Source organism: Labrys miyagiensis, assembly GCF_030160835.1.
Classification (GTDB): domain Bacteria; phylum Pseudomonadota; class Alphaproteobacteria; order Rhizobiales; family Labraceae; genus Labrys; species Labrys miyagiensis.
This window is the reverse complement of the sequence record NZ_BSPC01000063.1, coordinates 147211-162809: the sequence shown is the minus strand read 5'-3', so window position 1 is coordinate 162809 and position 15599 is coordinate 147211. Positions and strand designations below refer to the sequence as shown.

At 63.7% G+C, this 15599-nt stretch carries 16 protein-coding genes; 10 read left to right on the top strand and 6 right to left on the bottom strand.

Translation table 11 applies throughout. The features are described 5' to 3' along the window. Positions 1-123: 123 nt before the first annotated feature. The 6 genes from QQL24_RS27435 (at position 124) to QQL24_RS27410 (ending at position 7221) form a co-directional block, all read left to right on the top strand. Positions 124-1995, top strand: coding sequence for a peroxidase family protein (locus QQL24_RS27435; protein WP_284315478.1), 1872 nt, complete (start codon positions 124-126; stop codon positions 1993-1995). Between the two features lies 1 nt (position 1996). Further along, positions 1997-2938 carry a hypothetical protein gene (locus QQL24_RS27430; RefSeq protein ID WP_284315477.1) on the top strand — a complete coding sequence of 314 codons (942 nt, stop codon included), beginning with the start codon at positions 1997-1999 and terminating at the stop codon, positions 2936-2938. Further along, the gene (locus tag QQL24_RS27425) at positions 2935-4266 is read left to right on the top strand and encodes an NADH:flavin oxidoreductase (protein ID WP_284315476.1); all 1332 of its coding nucleotides are present in this window, start codon (positions 2935-2937) and stop codon (positions 4264-4266) included. Before QQL24_RS27430 ends, QQL24_RS27425 begins: the two co-directional genes overlap by 4 nt. Before the next feature lie 11 nt (positions 4267-4277). Then, complete coding sequence (locus QQL24_RS27420; RefSeq protein WP_284315475.1) at positions 4278-5822, top strand: c-type cytochrome; 1545 nt, start codon at positions 4278-4280, stop codon at positions 5820-5822. Between the two features lie 14 nt (positions 5823-5836). Then, positions 5837-6262, top strand: a complete 426-nt coding sequence (locus tag QQL24_RS27415; RefSeq protein WP_284315474.1) for a hypothetical protein — start codon at positions 5837-5839, stop codon at positions 6260-6262. Positions 6263-6363: 101 nt separating this feature from the next. Continuing rightward, positions 6364-7221: a slipin family protein gene (locus tag QQL24_RS27410; RefSeq protein ID WP_284315473.1), complete on the top strand. Its 858-nt coding sequence runs from the start codon at positions 6364-6366 to the stop codon at positions 7219-7221. A 10-nt stretch (positions 7222-7231) separates the two neighbouring features. On the opposite strand, the gene QQL24_RS27405 is transcribed toward QQL24_RS27410, so the two are convergent. Beyond that, on the bottom strand, positions 7232-7837 hold the full coding sequence (locus tag QQL24_RS27405) for a TetR/AcrR family transcriptional regulator (protein WP_284315472.1): 606 nt from the start codon (positions 7835-7837) through the stop codon (positions 7232-7234). A 264-nt stretch (positions 7838-8101) separates the two neighbouring features. Between QQL24_RS27405 and QQL24_RS27400 the strand changes: the two genes are divergently transcribed. Both QQL24_RS27400 and QQL24_RS27395 read left to right on the top strand, forming a co-directional pair. Then, positions 8102-8239, top strand: coding sequence for a hypothetical protein (locus QQL24_RS27400; protein ID WP_284315471.1), 138 nt, complete (start codon positions 8102-8104; stop codon positions 8237-8239). A 164-nt stretch (positions 8240-8403) separates the two neighbouring features. Further along, entirely contained in the window at positions 8404-8640 is a 237-nt protein-coding gene (locus QQL24_RS27395) for a hypothetical protein (RefSeq protein ID WP_284315470.1), read from the top strand. A 67-nt stretch (positions 8641-8707) separates the two neighbouring features. On the opposite strand, the gene QQL24_RS27390 is transcribed toward QQL24_RS27395, so the two are convergent. Both QQL24_RS27390 and QQL24_RS27385 read right to left on the bottom strand, forming a co-directional pair. Next, the gene (locus tag QQL24_RS27390) at positions 8708-9049 is read right to left on the bottom strand and encodes a cupin domain-containing protein (RefSeq protein ID WP_284315469.1); all 342 of its coding nucleotides are present in this window, start codon (positions 9047-9049) and stop codon (positions 8708-8710) included. 3 nt (positions 9050-9052) lie between these two features. Then, positions 9053-9931, bottom strand: coding sequence for a LysR substrate-binding domain-containing protein (locus tag QQL24_RS27385; protein ID WP_284315468.1), 879 nt, complete (start codon positions 9929-9931; stop codon positions 9053-9055). 198 nt (positions 9932-10129) lie between these two features. Here QQL24_RS27385 and QQL24_RS27380 point away from each other — a divergent pair, with 198 nt between their 5' ends. Then, positions 10130-10438, top strand: coding sequence for a DUF1127 domain-containing protein (locus QQL24_RS27380; RefSeq protein ID WP_284315467.1), 309 nt, complete (start codon positions 10130-10132; stop codon positions 10436-10438). 253 nt (positions 10439-10691) lie between these two features. Here QQL24_RS27380 and QQL24_RS27375 read toward each other — a convergent pair whose 3' ends face one another. Both QQL24_RS27375 and QQL24_RS27370 read right to left on the bottom strand, forming a co-directional pair. Next, positions 10692-11360 carry a DUF937 domain-containing protein gene (locus tag QQL24_RS27375; protein WP_284315466.1) on the bottom strand — a complete coding sequence of 223 codons (669 nt, stop codon included), beginning with the start codon at positions 11358-11360 and terminating at the stop codon, positions 10692-10694. A 21-nt stretch (positions 11361-11381) separates the two neighbouring features. Then, the gene (locus QQL24_RS27370; protein WP_284315465.1) at positions 11382-12794 is read right to left on the bottom strand and encodes an MATE family efflux transporter; all 1413 of its coding nucleotides are present in this window, start codon (positions 12792-12794) and stop codon (positions 11382-11384) included. Between the two features lie 156 nt (positions 12795-12950). Between QQL24_RS27370 and QQL24_RS27365 the strand changes: the two genes are divergently transcribed. Continuing rightward, positions 12951-14612 (top strand): acyl-CoA dehydrogenase family protein, encoded by a 1662-nt coding sequence (locus QQL24_RS27365; RefSeq protein WP_284315464.1) that lies wholly within the window; start codon positions 12951-12953, stop codon positions 14610-14612. Between the two features lie 101 nt (positions 14613-14713). On the opposite strand, the gene QQL24_RS27360 is transcribed toward QQL24_RS27365, so the two are convergent. Further along, positions 14714-15265 carry an invasion associated locus B family protein gene (locus QQL24_RS27360; protein ID WP_284315551.1) on the bottom strand — a complete coding sequence of 184 codons (552 nt, stop codon included), beginning with the start codon at positions 15263-15265 and terminating at the stop codon, positions 14714-14716. Positions 15266-15599: the final 334 nt, after the last annotated feature.

Below are 15599 nucleotides of genomic sequence, written 5' to 3'. Positions count from 1 at the left end.
GGCAAGCATTCGAGGCCGGGTTATTTCGTGACAATGCCGTGAATTGGGCAGTCTCGGCGCATTCCAAAATACTCGACAACCCACGAGATTCTCTTCATTATCCCGATTACACGGGAGGGTCCAATGGGCGATATTGTCGATCGTATCCTTATCGTATTGGCCCGTGTCACCAGCAAATTTGCCGTCTGGTATCGCTGGCCATTCCCGGTCAGCGACGCCATCATTATTGGCCACCGGGCTATTCTGAGGCAGAATAATCTTTACGATACTGAGGTCTCACCAGTACCTCCACCTCCCGCCGGCGATTTCGATATCCAGAGCTTCCGGACGGCCGATGGCAGCTACAATGATCTGGCACAACCCTGGATGGGCCGGGCGGGCGCACGCTTCGGCCGCAACATGCCGCTCGCCCTCACTTATGGCGAAACAGCACCGGCCCTTTATGAACCCAATCCCCGCCTGGTGAGCTCCAGGCTGCTGGCCCGCGACAAATTCGTGCCCGTGCCGCATCTCAACGTCCTCGCCGCCGCCTGGATCCAGTTCATGGTGCATGACTGGCTGAGCCACGGCACCAATGATCGCGCCAACCCACATTTCTTTCCGGTACCTGAAGGCGATGACTGGCCCGGCGGCATGATGGAGGTGCTGCGCACCAAACCGGACCCGCAGCCGGCCGGCGCGGCGAACCGCCCGGCCGCCTATACCAACACCGAGACCCATTGGTGGGACGCCTCCCAGATCTACGGCTCAACGCTCGATCGGCAGATCCTGATCCGGACAGAGCCGGACAAGCGAGCTTTCGACGAAGCCGGCAATTTCGTCGCCGATCCGGGCAATATCCGCTCCGATGGCAAGATCCCTCTTGATGAGAACGGCCTGCTGCCACCTGATCCCACCTCGAAATTCGAGAGACAGGAGCTCACCGGCGTCAACGGCAATTGGTGGATCGGGCTCTCGGTACTGCACACCCTGTTCACGCGCGAGCACAATTCCATCGTCGACCGGCTGAAGATCGACTTTCCCAAGCAGAGCGGGGAATGGCTCTTCCAGAAGGCAAGGCTGGTCAACGCGGCCTTGATAGCCAAGATCCACACGGTGGAATGGACTCCGGCGTTGATGAACTCGCCCTCGGGGCGGTTCGGCATGCGAGGCAATTTCTTCGGCCTGCTCGGCGAAGAATTCCTGAGGGCGTATGGCCGCATCGGCGACGGGGATATGCTCTCCGGCATTCCCGGCTCCCGGAAAGAAGATTATACGGCCCCTTATGCCATGACAGAGGAGTTCGTGGCCTCCTATAGGCTGCATTCGCTGATCCCGGATGGCTTCTCCTTCCGCAGCCATGAGGACGACCGCTCGCTTTTCGACTGCGACCTCAAGGACGTCTTCAACAACAAGTCCCGCGACGTCTACCAGAGGGCAAGCCTTCTCGATATCGCCTACAGCCTCGGTACCTCCCATCCCGGCGCGCTGGTGCTGCACAATTACCCCAACGCGCTGCGCCGGCTCGACAAGCGGGCCGACGACAACGTGTTCATCGACCTTGCCGCCGTGGATGTCCTGCGCGACCGCGAACGCGGCGTACCGCGTTATTGCGAATTCCGCCGCCAGATCAACGCGCCGGTGCCGAAGAGCTTCGAGGAACTCACCAATGACGAGACCTGGCGCCGGGAGTTGAAGGAGGTCTACTCGTCTGTCGAGCAGGTGGATCTTCTGGTGGGCACGCTGGCCGAGAGCAACGCCAAGAACGGCTCGCCGCCCGGCTTCGGCTTCTCCGACACCGTCTTCCGAATCTTCGTCCTGATGGCCTCGCGCCGGCTGAAGAGCGACCGCTTCTTCGCCGAGGACTATCGGCCCGAAATTTATACACCGGCAGGCTTCGACTGGATTGAGCAGAACTCGTTCGGTACGGTGCTTCAGCGCCATCTGCCCGAGCTTGCGCCGGACTTCGCCGTCGTGCGTAACGTGTTCTTCCCCTGGACCAAGGCGGTGCGCTGAGATGAGCCGCCACATCCACATTCCGCTGCTGGCCGACATCACCCTCGTCGACGATCACAAGACCATCGCGGCCGATGAGGATGACCCCAGGCTCGACCGCAATTACGAAAAGCTCGGTCCCCTCGGCAATCGCATTCTAGCGGCGCGCCTGATGCGCGTCTTCGTCATCAAGGGCGTGCATTTCCCGACCATGCGCGGGCGTCGTGACGCGGAGCGGCAGGCCAACCAGACCGCGCTTTCGGAACGGCTGGGCAATGCGGCTGCGCCGACCGTGGAACTCATCGAGGCGATCGAGCCGCTGGTCGCCTATGTCAGGGGCGACGCGCCGGAGGACATGGTGGGCCCGGCGCTGCAGACCCTGATCGGCCGGCTGTTCAAGCCCGATTTCGCGAGCTCCCCCCGCCTGTGGCTCGCCGCGACGCGCTTCGATGGCGCCGCTCGCAGCCAAAATCCCCTGCGCTGGCTCTGGTCCGCCCTCGCCGGCACGCTCAATGCCGACAGGAAGGTGCTGGCCGAATCCGTCGGCGGCGATCCCATCGCCGTGCACGGCATCGCCATTGCCATCCACAACATCGTCAAGAGCCTGGCGCTCATGCGCACCGCCTACGCCGATCCCGTGCGGCGCTCGACGCTGGGCGACAAGGCGGCCGCCATGGCCTGCCTGGTCGCACCGGACTCGGTGCTGCGGCAGGCCAAGGTGGTGGCGGAGATCCCCGGCGCCTCGCTGAAACCCGGCTCGCTGGTGGTCTACCAGCTCGGCACCGCCGCCCGGCGCTCCTTTGATCCGAAGGTCGCCTTCCAGTCGAACAGCTGGAGCTTCTGCCCGGCCGCCGATTTCGTCTTCAAGCTGCTGGCGCTGATCTGGGCGCAGGCCATTCAGGCACCGAATGAGCACGAGCCGGCCGAGACGCCCGAAGTACAGGCATCGGAGGGCGGCACATGAGCGAGGATCCGATCTTCCAGCCGATGAAATTCGGCAAGATCACGATCAAGAACCGCATCTTCCGCTCCAGCATCTCCGCGCGCTGGGACAATGAGGACGGCTCGCCCACGCAGACCCGGCTCAACTGGGAGACGAAATTCGCCAGGGGCGGCGTTGGCACCATCATCACCTCCTTCGTCCCGGTGGCGATAGAGGGACGCATCGCTGCCAATTACGGCACCAACCACACCGACGCCTTTATTCCGCTGTGGGCAAAAATCGTGGAATCCGTGCACAAGCACGATTGCCGCTTCCTCATGCAGCTCAGCCATTCCGGCCGGCAGATGGATGTGCCCGGCGTGACCAACCAGCATCGGCCGTCGGCGAGCTCCACCAACCGACAGGAAACCCTGCACGGCTTCCCCACGCAGGCGATGACGGCGGGCGAGATCGGCATCCTGGTGGAAAAGTTCGGCCGGGCCGCCTGGCGGGCACGGGAAGCCGGCTGCGATGGCGTCGAGCTACATTCGGCCAATGGCTATCTCTTCAGCCAGTTCCTGTCCTCGGGCATCAATGACCGCACCGACCACTATGGCGGCTCGCTGCCCAACCGGGCCCGCTTCCTCCTCGAGGTGATCCGTTCTATCCGCAGCCATGTCGGGCGCGACTTTCACCTGCAGGTCAAGCTCGGCGCCGTCGACCACAACAACGTCATCCCCTGGGAGAAGAAGGGCAATACGATCGACGAGGCTATCGAGATTGCCCGCTATTGCGAGTCCGCCGGCGTCGACGCCGTGCATGTCTCCAGCGGCTCGCTTTTCCCGCACCCGCTCAATCCGCCCGGCGATCTGTCGATGGAGACGCTTGCCGTCGTCTACGATGCCATGATCGCCTCCGGGCTCTCCACTTTCCGCAACTTCCTGATGTTCCGCTATCCGGCCCTGCGGCCGATCTTCCACTGGATCTGGTTCCGCATGAAGAAAGGCCATGCCATCGAGGGCATCAGCCTGGAGGAATCGCGCAAGTTCAAGCAGGCGCTGAACGTGCCGGTAATCGTCACCGGCGGCTTTCAGACCGCCTCGGTCGTGCGAAAGGCCATCCAGGAAGGCTATTGCGACGGCGTCTCCATCGCGCGCTCGCTGATCGCCAACAACGACCTGCCTCAGCAATGGCAGGCCGGCATCGACAGGCCGGCCAATGCCTGCACCTATTGCAACAAATGCCTGCTGGCCGCGATCAAGAACCCGCTCGGCTGCTATGAGGAATCACGCTTCCCCGACCGCGACGCCATGCTGCAGCAGATCTACTCGGTCTATGCGACGAAACCCGAACTGGTCATTCCACAATAAGGGGCGAGACCATGCCGGAACCCTATTTCGTCACCGAAGTGGAACGCCAGCTCGCCGGGCGGCGCAAGAAATGGCAGCCTCTGCGCATCCTTCTCCTCGTCATCGCGGTGGTGATCGCCTATCTCGCGCTGACCGGCCTGGTGATGCTGACGCGGCATGGCACTCCTCGCTACGAGAGCATCGTCCAGCATTTCAAATATGGCTCGATCGGCTCGGAGCCGGAAAGCGGCATCCCCTATCGCGTCTGGATGGCGTTGCCCAAGCTCTTCCCGGAGAATTTCGAGAACCGCAACGACTACACCGCCTTCGGCTTCCTCTATGAGAAGGACGCACGCGGGCGCCAGCGCGACCTGCCCATCGGCGTCTCCCGGCGCACGGTCAACGGTGTCGATCTGGTCTGGCTCAACTGCGCGATCTGCCACACCGGCACCTACCGCCAGAAGGCGGGCGACCCGCCGACCATCGTGCCTGGAATGCCCTCGAATAACCTGCACTTCGAAAGCTTCGTGCGCTTCATCCTGGCCGCCGCCACCGACGAAAAACTGGCCCCGGAGACTATGATGCCGGCGGTCGAGGCCGTTGGGCCGCGCTTCGGCACGATGGAACTCTTGGCCTGGAAATCCGTCGTGCTGCCACGCCTTCGCGAGGGGCTGCTGCTGCGCTTCAACCAGGTCTCCCCCCTTCTCAAGCGCCAGCCCGACTGGGGTCCGGGGCGGGTCGACACCTTCAACCCCTACAAGGTCGGCCCGTTCAAGATACCGGCTGCCAGCCTGACGGATGCCGAGGTGATCGGCGCCTCGGACTTCCCCTCGATCTTCGAGCAGGGCCCGCGCGAGGGCATGCATCTGCATTGGGACGGCAACAACACCTCGCTTGCCGAGCGCAATCTCTCCGCCGCCCTCGGTGCCGGCGTCACGCCCCAGACTGTCGACCACGGCGCCATCGACCGCGTGGCGGATTGGCTCCTCAACCTCAAGCCGCCGCCCTCGCCCTTCTCACCCGATCCCAGCGCCGTGGAGCGCGGCCGTGCCGTCTACATGACGGCGTGCAGCGGCTGCCATGGCTACAAGGACGCCTCCGGCTATGTCTTCAAGGGCAATGCCCTTGGCCAGGTCGATCCGATCGACAAGATCGGCACCGACCGCGCACGGCTCGACAGCTACACAGAGGAATTCCGCCAGCGCCAGCTCAACGAGCTCTTCGCCGACACGCCCTACGCCTTCAAGAACTTCAAGAAGACCGACGGCTACGCCAACATGCCGCTCGACGGATTGTGGCTGCGTGGGCCCTATCTGCATAACGGCTCGGTGCCAACGCTGAGGGATCTGCTGAATCCACCGGACCAGCGCCCGGTGGCCTTCCTGCGCGACAGCGACGTCGTCGACGGCGCCAATGGCGGCTTCGTCTCGCCGCCCTGCGATCCCAGCCAGACGCAGCTGACCGGCTTTTGCTACGACACAAGCCAAACCGGCAACCACAATAGCGGCCACCTCTACGGCACCGACCTGCCCGCCGCCCAGAAGGGCGACCTCCTCGCCTATCTGCTGACCTTCTAGCTTTGGAGCCCGACATGAGCGACGTGACGCTGACCATCGGATGGAACCAAGCCCAGACCGCACGGGCGCTGCGCATCTATCGCCTCGTGCTCGGCTTCAACATGCTCGGCCATCTCGCCATCGGGCTTGCCTGCATCTTCTGCCCGCTCTGGGTCTCGCAAACCCTTGGCCTGCCTGAACCGATCCCCACCGGCTGGGTACGCGGCTGGGGCGCGATGCTGCTGCTGGTCACCGCGCTCTATATTCCCGGCCTGTTAGACCCCCTGATCGCGCGCGCGCCGAACGTCATCGGCATCCTCGGCCGCTACTGGATGACGCTGATCTGGATCTTTTGCGGCGGCAGCTTCCTCTGGTTCGCTCTCATCGATGGCGCCTTCGCCACTTTGCTTGGGCTGCTCTACCGCAAGCTGCTGATGGCAAGGCTGATGACGCATCCTTGATCGGACTGCTCTTCAACCGGGCGCCCCTCATCGCCATATCAAAGGCAAGGTTGCGGCCCCGGCCCGCCATGCTCGGGATTGCTCTCCTGGGAGCACTCGTCATGAATCCCATCACCTTGTTTGCCACATTCCTCCTTGCCCTCATCGGCGCAGGCTTCGTCTATCTCGGCCAGTACTGGCTCGCCGGCCTCTTCTTCGTCCTCGCCCTGCTGGTCGCCGCTTCGCTGAAGATGGCCAACACCTGGCAGAAATTCGTGGTGCTGCGCGCCGGCAACCTGCTCGGCGTCTACGGCCCCGGCCTGTTCCTGATCATCCCCGTCATCGACAATGTCGTCGCCGTCATCGACGAACGCATCCAGACCACCGCCTTCAATGCCGAACAGGCGCTGACACGCGATACCGTGCCGGTGAATGTCGATGCCATCATCTTCTGGCATGTCCACGACGCCCGCCAGGCCGCGCTGGAGATCACCCATTACCGTGAGGCGATCGACCGCGTCGCGCAGACCTCGCTACGCGAGATGATCGGCTCCTCCATGCTGTCCTCGCTCCTCTCCGAACGCAAGGCGGCGGACGAACATCTGCGCGATGTCATCGCTGCCAAGACGGCCAAGTGGGGCATCACCGTCATGTCCGTCGAGATCCGCGACGTGGCGATCCCGGTGGCGCTGCAGGACGCGATGTCGCGCCAGGCCCAGGCCGAGCGCGAGAAGCAGGCCCGCGTCATCCTCGGCTCGGCAGAGGCGGAGGTCGCTGGCAAGTTCGTGGAGGCTGCGCAAACCTATGCCGGCCATCCTGCCGCTCTGCAGCTGCGCGCCATGAACATCATCTACGAGACCACCAAGGAGCGCGGCGCCACCATCCTGATCCCGACACCGATGGTGGACAGCCTCAATCCCGCCTCGTCCCTGGTGCTGGCAAGCCAGGGACAGCCGAACCCGCTGAAGAGCGCGGCTTAGATCCGCGCTGTCAGACCGCGGCGTTTGAAGCCTTTGGGCTGAGTGCGGGAGCTATCCCCGGCTCCTGCTGTGCGACCTTGGCCAGATGGCCCAGGAGATCGCCGATGATGGCTGCCGGCGGCGGCGTGTTCTCGGCGCCTGTCGACAGGTAAAGCTGGAGGGCGCCCAGCGCCGTCGAGCGGATCAGGCAGCTCAGACATTCCGGATCTCCGGCAGGCAGCGTTCCCCCGGCCTGCCCGATCTCGATCGCCCGAATGAACAAGCCATGCCAGCGGTGCTTGGCGATACGCAGATTCTCATGTTCGCCATCCGGCCAATGAAAGATCATCAGCCGAAATCGCTCGGGATAGGCCAGGGCCCAGCGGGCAAACACCAGGATCAAGGCTCGGGGCGAAGGCGGGCTTTCCTCGGCCTCCGCCTCGGTGCACACGCTCTGCAGCTCCCGGGCCAGCAGGGAGGCGAGCAGATCCTGCTTGCTGTCGAAATGCCGGTAGGGAGCGTTGTGCGAGACGCCGACGGCCCGGCCGACGTCGCGCAGAGTCACGGCAGCCGGGCCGGCCTTGTCCAGAAGTTCCGCCGCCGCGGAAATGAGGTGGTTGCAACGGGCTGTGCTCATGTGACCAGAATGAACGCCAACGTTGACAACGTCAACAAAAAGGGATAGGTTGACAGCGTCAACAAGTCGCAATTGGCTCAAGCACTGGCGATAGAAAATTGTCCGACAAGACGATAAAAAGGCACTCTCTTACCGACATGTTTCTCGATGTCTGGATTTTATGAAACTCTGATTAATAAAGAACGAATTCCATTCAGAATAGCCATAAGCCTTTCATAAGTACTTAACTTAATATAAAACCATTCTATATTCAGGACTTTCAACATGAAAGCCTTTGTCTGCGCCATTATCTTGGCCAGCTGCCTGATAACAGGCATTACCCTCATTTCAATCTGGAACGAAACCGTCGATCCGTCGATTTCGGATTCGCAGGGTTCAGGCCAACTTTCCGGTCTGGCCTGACGGTTTCCCAATACCAGAGACGTCCCCATCCAGGAGGTAAAAAACCGGGACAACGAAAACGATGAAAAGGGAGATAAATCATGAAATTATTTGCAGCATCCTTATTCCTGATTCTTGGAACAATGGCGATTGCCCCTGCTGCCCATGCAGGGGGCACAAATGACATGGATAGTTTTTGGGCCATCCAGCGCGGCTATGGCTACGACAAGGCCCAACAGCCGAGCGCACCGGGCGCCTTTCCCATGGGAGACCATAATGGCTGGACCGGCAACCCCCGGCAGGCCGCCCCTGCGGCGACGGAATCGGTCACCACGTCAAGCGTCCATCGCCGGACGACGCATACCATGACCGGTCATGCGAGGGGACGGCTGGTCGCAAGACCGGTCGTGCCCGCCCGATAGGACTTCAAGATCGGACCTGACTTCCGAGCCAGGTCCGGCCATCGCGCGAGCTGGCCCAGCGACTGCCTCAGGCGCTCTCGCCGCCCTGCGGTCCCCAGAAAATCACCCAGGTTTCAAAGTCTTCGCTGAAAGTCTCGAATCGATGCTCGAGACCCGCTTCCACGAAGATCAGGTCGCCCGGGCCGAAGGGGCGTACCTCGCCCGCCTTCGAGAAGGTGCCCGTGCCGACGATGACGATATAGAGCTCGTCCTGGGTGTGCGGCTGCTGCAGGTCGCGGCCGACGGGCCTGTAGAGCTCCACCGTCATGGTGCCGTGCGCCATGCCGGTGAAGAAGGGTTTGCCGTCCTTGCCGAGATTGTCACGAAAGAAGGAAAGAGGTTTCAGCCAGTCCCAGGAACTGTCCGCCATGACTCACTCGGCCGCTTCGTTCTGGGCGAGGTTGTCGAGGCTCTGTATGATCAGATTGGCAAGCGCATCGGTGAGCGAGGTCTGTTCGCGCCAGTTGCGCAGGAGCCCGATCTTGCACGAGGGCAGCGGCGGAAAGCCGTCGCTCGGCCCAAGCACGCGCATGCCGGGCTTCAGCGCGCTTTCCGGCAGCACGGAGACGGCAAGGCCGGCCAGCACCATGGCGCCCACCGCCGTCGAATTCCAGCTCGAATAGAGCACGCGATACTGGCGGTTGAGGCCTTCCAGCCTCTCCTGCGCGGCCTGGCGCCAGCAGCAGCTGGCCCGGCCAAGCGCCATCGGCACCGGCGTCTCTTTATGGACCTGGTGGCGGCTCGAGGTGACCCATAACAGGCGCTCATGCCGCACGAACTCCGCCGGGCCCTTGTGCTCGACATGGGTGATGATGGCCAGATCCAGCTCATTGGCCTGGATGCGCTCCACCAGCATGGTGGTGGGCTCGCACACGATCGTCACTTCGACACGCGGATTGGCTTGGCTGAAGCGCGCCATGATATCTGGCAGGTAGCGGTCGGCGTAGTCATCCGGCACGCCGAGGCGGACGCGGCCGGTAAGCTCGTTTTCTGTAAAGGCGCCGACGGCATCCATGTTGAGCTTGACGATGCGCCTGGCGTAATCGAGCAGCTTCTCCCCATCCTCCGTCAGCTTCGAGGAACGCCCGTCCCGCTCGAAGATCGGCTTGCCGATGCGTTCCTCCAGCCGCTTCATCTGCATGGAGACGGCGGACTGGGTCTTGAACACGATGTCGGCGGCGCGGGTGAAGCTGCCGGTTTCGGCAATGGCGATGAAGGTCCGCAACTGATCGATATCCAGCAGGACAGCCATGTGCACCCCTCCCCTTCAGCCCGAGGAGCGCACCGCAAAGGTTGTCCCGGGCTTCGATAACAATCGCTTATGCTGAACATTAGAAACATTCGTTGGATTGATCAATGACAATGTTTCATAGTCCGACTGTTCAGTTTTGGTGATGATTGGAACAGCCCACCGGGGCCGTTACATCACCGGCCGCCGATGGAGAGTCCGATGAATAGCGTTACCGTCAACAGCAAGTCCCCTTCGCATGTGTCGATCTTCCGCACAGCGCTGCAGGCTGTCGTCACCAAGGTTGCGACCATCTCCATGGCAATCAAAAATCGCCGAGAAATCAATCAGCTGGCGAATTTCGATGCTGCGATGCTTCGCGATCTCGGCATCACGCCGACGGATCTCGACGGCGCGCTCGCCCAGCCCTTCTGGCATGATCCGTCGGCCCACCTCGTCGAGGCGCAGATGGATTGGCGCCGCGCCAACAAGGCCGCCAAGCACGACAATTTCGTCGGCCTTCCCGGCTGACACGCATTCTTGCCGCTACCCCTGCGGCGGAACGCCCCGGAAGCGTGACTTCCGCACCTCAGCCCGCTTCGACCGAAGCGGGCCTTTTCGTGCCTGGGAGCGCGGACGTCTCGTCCGCTCTTGAAACGAGTCGCACTATAGATCGGGCGGCGCCCATCCTCAGTTCTGCAACCGAAAAGGACTCGGCCTTTTCTCCAAAACGCAGTGGTTCAAGAGCGGACGGGACGTCCGCGCTCCCAGCAGAGCGCTCCGCTCACCTCCCCCACCAGGCCTCGAACAGCGACTGCATGGCCTCGGCCTGCGCCTTCTGCATCTTGTTGCCGGCCTCCAGCATCTGGCTGAACATATCCTGAGGCTCCTGCCTTTTCGGCTCCTGATAGGGCGCGAGGAACGGCGCCCACAGCGCCGCCAGGTCCAGGGCGGGCTTAGGCGCCTGCGGCTGGAAGGCCTGCATCATGGACGTTACCATATCGGCCATCGGATTGCCGGATGACCTCGGGGTGGTGGCATGGGCAAGGCCGCCGACCAGGATCGAGGCCATGGCCGGCATCATCGCCGCGATCACCGGCGGCGCCACGCCGCTCTGCGCGGCGGCAAGCTGGGACAGCGCCCGGGTCATATCGGGCGCGCCGAACAAGGCGGCCATGATCTGCTGGCCTTGCTGGATCGCCTGCTGCGTGAAGGCCTGGGCCGCGTCCTGGAAGGTGTCCACCTCGGGCATGCCGGCAAGACCGAAGAAATTAGGCAGCGTGGGCGCCGCCCTGGCATTTTCCACCTGCCGCTTCAGGCCCAGCGAGAAGGCCGGCAGCAGCGCCTGCGTCGCCGCCAGGGCCTGCTGATGGCTGAGCTCGAACTGGCGCGCCATATTGTCGATCGCCTTGCCGTTCTGGGCGCTGCTGAAAAGATCGAAGAGAGTATTCATGCTGGTTCCCGCCCCGTCTCATCAAGAAGCCCTGCTGGTGCCGGGCAGCTTCAACTGCCCGATCGACCGATAGGCCCACCATACACCAATCACGCCGAACAGCACCGCGCCGAGCCCCTGCCCGGTCAATGCCCCCTCCGCACCCCACAGTTTCGCGCCCAGCATGGCGAAGGGAATCGTGCCGAGCGTCGCCTTGCCCCAGTTGAACACCGTCGAGGCCAGAGGAAAACCGAGATTGTTGAACGAAGCGTTCGCGACGAAGAGCAGGCCATGGAACGCCCAGGATCCCGCCACGAACAGGCAGAAGAACTCGATCAGCTGGGCCGCCTGCGGATCCGTGATATTGAAGGCACGGATGACGAGGTGATGGCAGAGCGCCAGGGCGGCCCACACCACCACGGCATAGATCGTGGTGAACAGGAAGGCGTCCGAGAGCGTGCGGTGCACGCGGTCGAGCCGGCCCGCGCCGTAATTCTGGCCGAAGATCGGGCCAACGACGCCGGAGAGCGAGAAGATGCCGCCGAAGCAGAAGGCGATCAGCCGGCCCATCACGGCATTGCCCGCCACCGCCCCATCCCCGAAGGGGGCAAGTATCGCCGTCATGTAGCCATTGGCGACGGGTGTGGCCAGGTTGGCGAGCACCGCCGGGCCGGCAATGGCGGCGATCGGCCCGGCATCCTCCAGGGCGCGCTTCAGCGAGAGGCGGCCGACGAGGTCATGCACGCGCACGGCGCCGTACCAGCCGAGAAGGGCGAGCGCCATGCGGGAGAACACGATCACGATCGCCGCGCCTTCCACCCCAAGACCGAGCCAGAGGATGAAGATCGGATCGAGGATGGCCGCGACCGCGGCGCCCGAGAGCGTGACATACATGGCCCGCTTGGCGTCGCCCACCGCGCGCAGCACGCCCGAAAGGCCGATGCCGACCCCCAACGGCACCACGGTCGGCATGGTGATCTCGAGATAGAGGGTCGACAGGTCAAGCGTGCGGCCATGCGCGCCCAGGAGGCGCAGCATCCAGCCGATGAGCGGGAAAGTCAGGACGGCTACTGCCCCGGTTACGAGCAGCATCCACATCAGGATCGAGGCGCCATAGCGGCGGGCAAGCGGCCGGTCGCGCGCGCCGAGGGCCCGCGAGCACAAGGCGCCGGCAGAGATCATGATGCCGATGCAGATCGAGGTGGTGACGAACAGGATCGTCGAGCCATAGCCGACCGCCGCGGTGGCGACGGTGTCGCCCAGATGCGAGATGTACCACAGATTGATGAGATCGACGGCGAACACCGCCGTGAGCCCGATCGAGCCGGTGGAGGTCATTACGATCACATGGCGCATAATCGAGCCAGTGACGAATTTGGGCGGCGGTGGCACCACGGCCGGCTGGACCACCCCCTCGGAGGGCAGTGCGGCATCGTCGGCCTGGGGATGATCCATCGTCTGTCCAGTCTCGTTCACCCCTTCGCCCGAAGGCGGGGATCTCGCAGCGGCATATAGGCCGTTACAGGGCGGTGGGAAACAAATATCACTGTCATGCCCTCGCCACGATGCTGCCCCTGCGATAATTTGAGCTTGAAAAGCGGGAGGCCTGATATGATTGCGCAGGATCCGATCAGCGATTTGCCGACCCATCAGGTCACCAACCAGGTCCCGCCGCTGATCGACTACAACCTGTTCACCGAGGATCCCGGCCTGCAGGAAGCGCTGCGGCGCGAGGGAGCCGGCTGGGCAGAGGAGGCCGTCCACGCCTTCGGGGCCGCCATCGGCACGGCCGATAGCATCGCCCTGGGTGAAGCCGCCAATCGCCATCCGCCGCAGCTTCACAGCTTCGACCGCTTCGGCCAGCGCATCGATTTCGTGGAATACCACCCGGCCTACCATGCCCTGATGGCGCATGGGCTGGAGGCCGGCATCCATTCCCTGCCGGCTTCGGGCCGCCCCGGCGCCTTCGTCGCCCATGCCGCCCTGGAATACATGCTCACGCAGATCGAGCCGGGCGTCTGCTGCCCGATCACCATGACGGGCGCGAGCCTTGCCGTGCTCCGGCAGAACGAGAGTCTCCATCGCGAATGGGCCCCGCTCATCCTCGCCAATGCCTATGATCCCGCGGCCAAGCCCGCCCCGGCCAAGCGCGGCGCCACCATCGGCATGGCCATGACCGAGAAGCAGGGCGGCTCCGACGTGCGCGCCAACACCACGCAGGCCCGCCCGCTCGGTGGCGACCATTACGAGCTCACCGGGCATAAATGGTTCTGTTCGGCGCCGATGTCCGACGGCTTCCTCACCCTCGCCCAGGCGCCCGGCGGCCTCACCTGCTTCTTCACCGCGCGCTGGCGGCCGGATGGCAAGCGCAATCCGATTCTCATCCAACGGCTGAAGGACAAGCTCGGCAATCGCTCCAACGCATCGGCCGAGATCGACTATGCCGGCGCGCTCGCCTGGCGGATAGGCGAGGAAGGGCGCGGCGTCGCCACCATCATGGCCATGGTCAACCAGACGCGGCTCGACGCCGCCCTCGTCTGCGCCGGCATGATGCGCCACTGCGCCGTCGAGGCCGTGCACCACGCCGCCCATCGCAAGGCCTTCGGCAAGCGCCTGATCGAGCAGCCGCTGATGCAGGCGGTTCTCGCCGACCTCGTCATCGAGGCGGAAGCGGCGACCGCCCTCGTCATGCGGGTCGCCCGAGCCTTCGACGGCGGCTCGCCGGAGGAGACGGCCTTCGCCCGCATCGGCGCGGCCATCGCCAAGTTCTGGGTGACCAAGCGCCTGCCCAATCACAGCTACGAGGCGCTGGAGTGTCTCGGCGGCAACGGCTTCGTGGAGGAAGGCCCGCTTGCCCGCTTCTATCGCGAGGCACCGGTAAACGCGATCTGGGAAGGTTCCGGCAATGTCAACGCGCTCGACGTCCTGCGCGCACTCGCGCGCGAGTGCGCGACCCTCGATGCCTTGAGGGCCGAGCTCGAGGCGTCCAGGGGGCTCGACCGCGACTATGACCGCTTCCTCGCCAGCATCGAGGCTGGCTTGCAGGACCTCGCTGCGGCGGAAGCAACAGCCCGCCGGCTGGTCGAGGACCTGGCGCTTGGGCTGCAGGCCTCTCTCCTGCTGCGCCATGCGCCGGCTGAAGTTGCCGAGGCCTTCGTCGCCGGACGGCTCAATGGCGGCATGCGGGGCTGTTACGGAGCCTTGCCGGCGGGGCTGAAGCTTGGGTCGATTCTGGCGAGGGCTGGGAGCGCGGACGTCCTGTCCGCCTCTTGAACCGCAAGCGCCAAAAGAAAAGGCGGACCATATCGGGCCCGCCTTTGCACATTCTTGAAACGGGGAGGTTCAAGAGCGGACAAGATGTCCGCGCTCCCAGGTTACTTCAACTCATCAAACCCCTCGCCAAAGCCTTTCAGCGTCAGCGGAATTCCAATGCCGTCCTCCGGTGTCTGGAAGATGATGAAGGTCGCTTCCTTGCCGTTGCGCAGCATGCCGATCTGCGCGTCATCGAGCACGATATCGGCAAGGCACCCCGTCGGCATGCAGCGCACGAAACCGGCGCGGCCGACATCCTGGTTGTCGATCTTCAGGCCGAGGCCGGCCGGCAGCAGCACGCCCAGCGGTGCGATCACCCGCAGGAGACGGCTCTTCTGGTCGGCCGTGCGCAGCACGAGGACGGAGAGGGCGATGTTCGGGCGGTCGGATGCGGTAACGGCCTGGACGAGAGCGCATTGCTCGCGCTGGGCGCCGGGAGGCGTATCGCAGCGGACCTGCCAATTGTCATGCTTGGAGCGCAGCGCCCCATATTGCTCGGTGTCGGTCTGGGCCTGCGCCTGGGCGGTTGCCACGAAGCCGCCGGCCAGAGCGAAGCTCAGGAGCGACAGGCCGGCAAGGCGCCGCAGCGGCGTCCACAGGGCATTATTCAGCATATGTGCCAGCAAGTTATATCCTCGCCGAATCAGGGCCCGCGGGCCTGTTTTGGATCTCAGCCGCGACGGGTACCAGACAGGCTTGGCCTGTCAAGGACGCTGCCATGACGGTGCGGGAGGCAAGCTGAGGGCGGTCTGTGGCGCTTTCGCGCCCAATTGCCGCACAAACCCGTGACTCCCAGCCATTGCGATGCGCTGTGGATTATGGTTTTTGAGTGACCGTGTGCTTTACATGAGTTCCAATCCGTGAAATCTGCGCGCCAGATAAACTGCGATTGGCGCTCCAGGGCCGGCACCGTGCCAAAGTGACGTATCTTGGACGTATCTCGGGCAC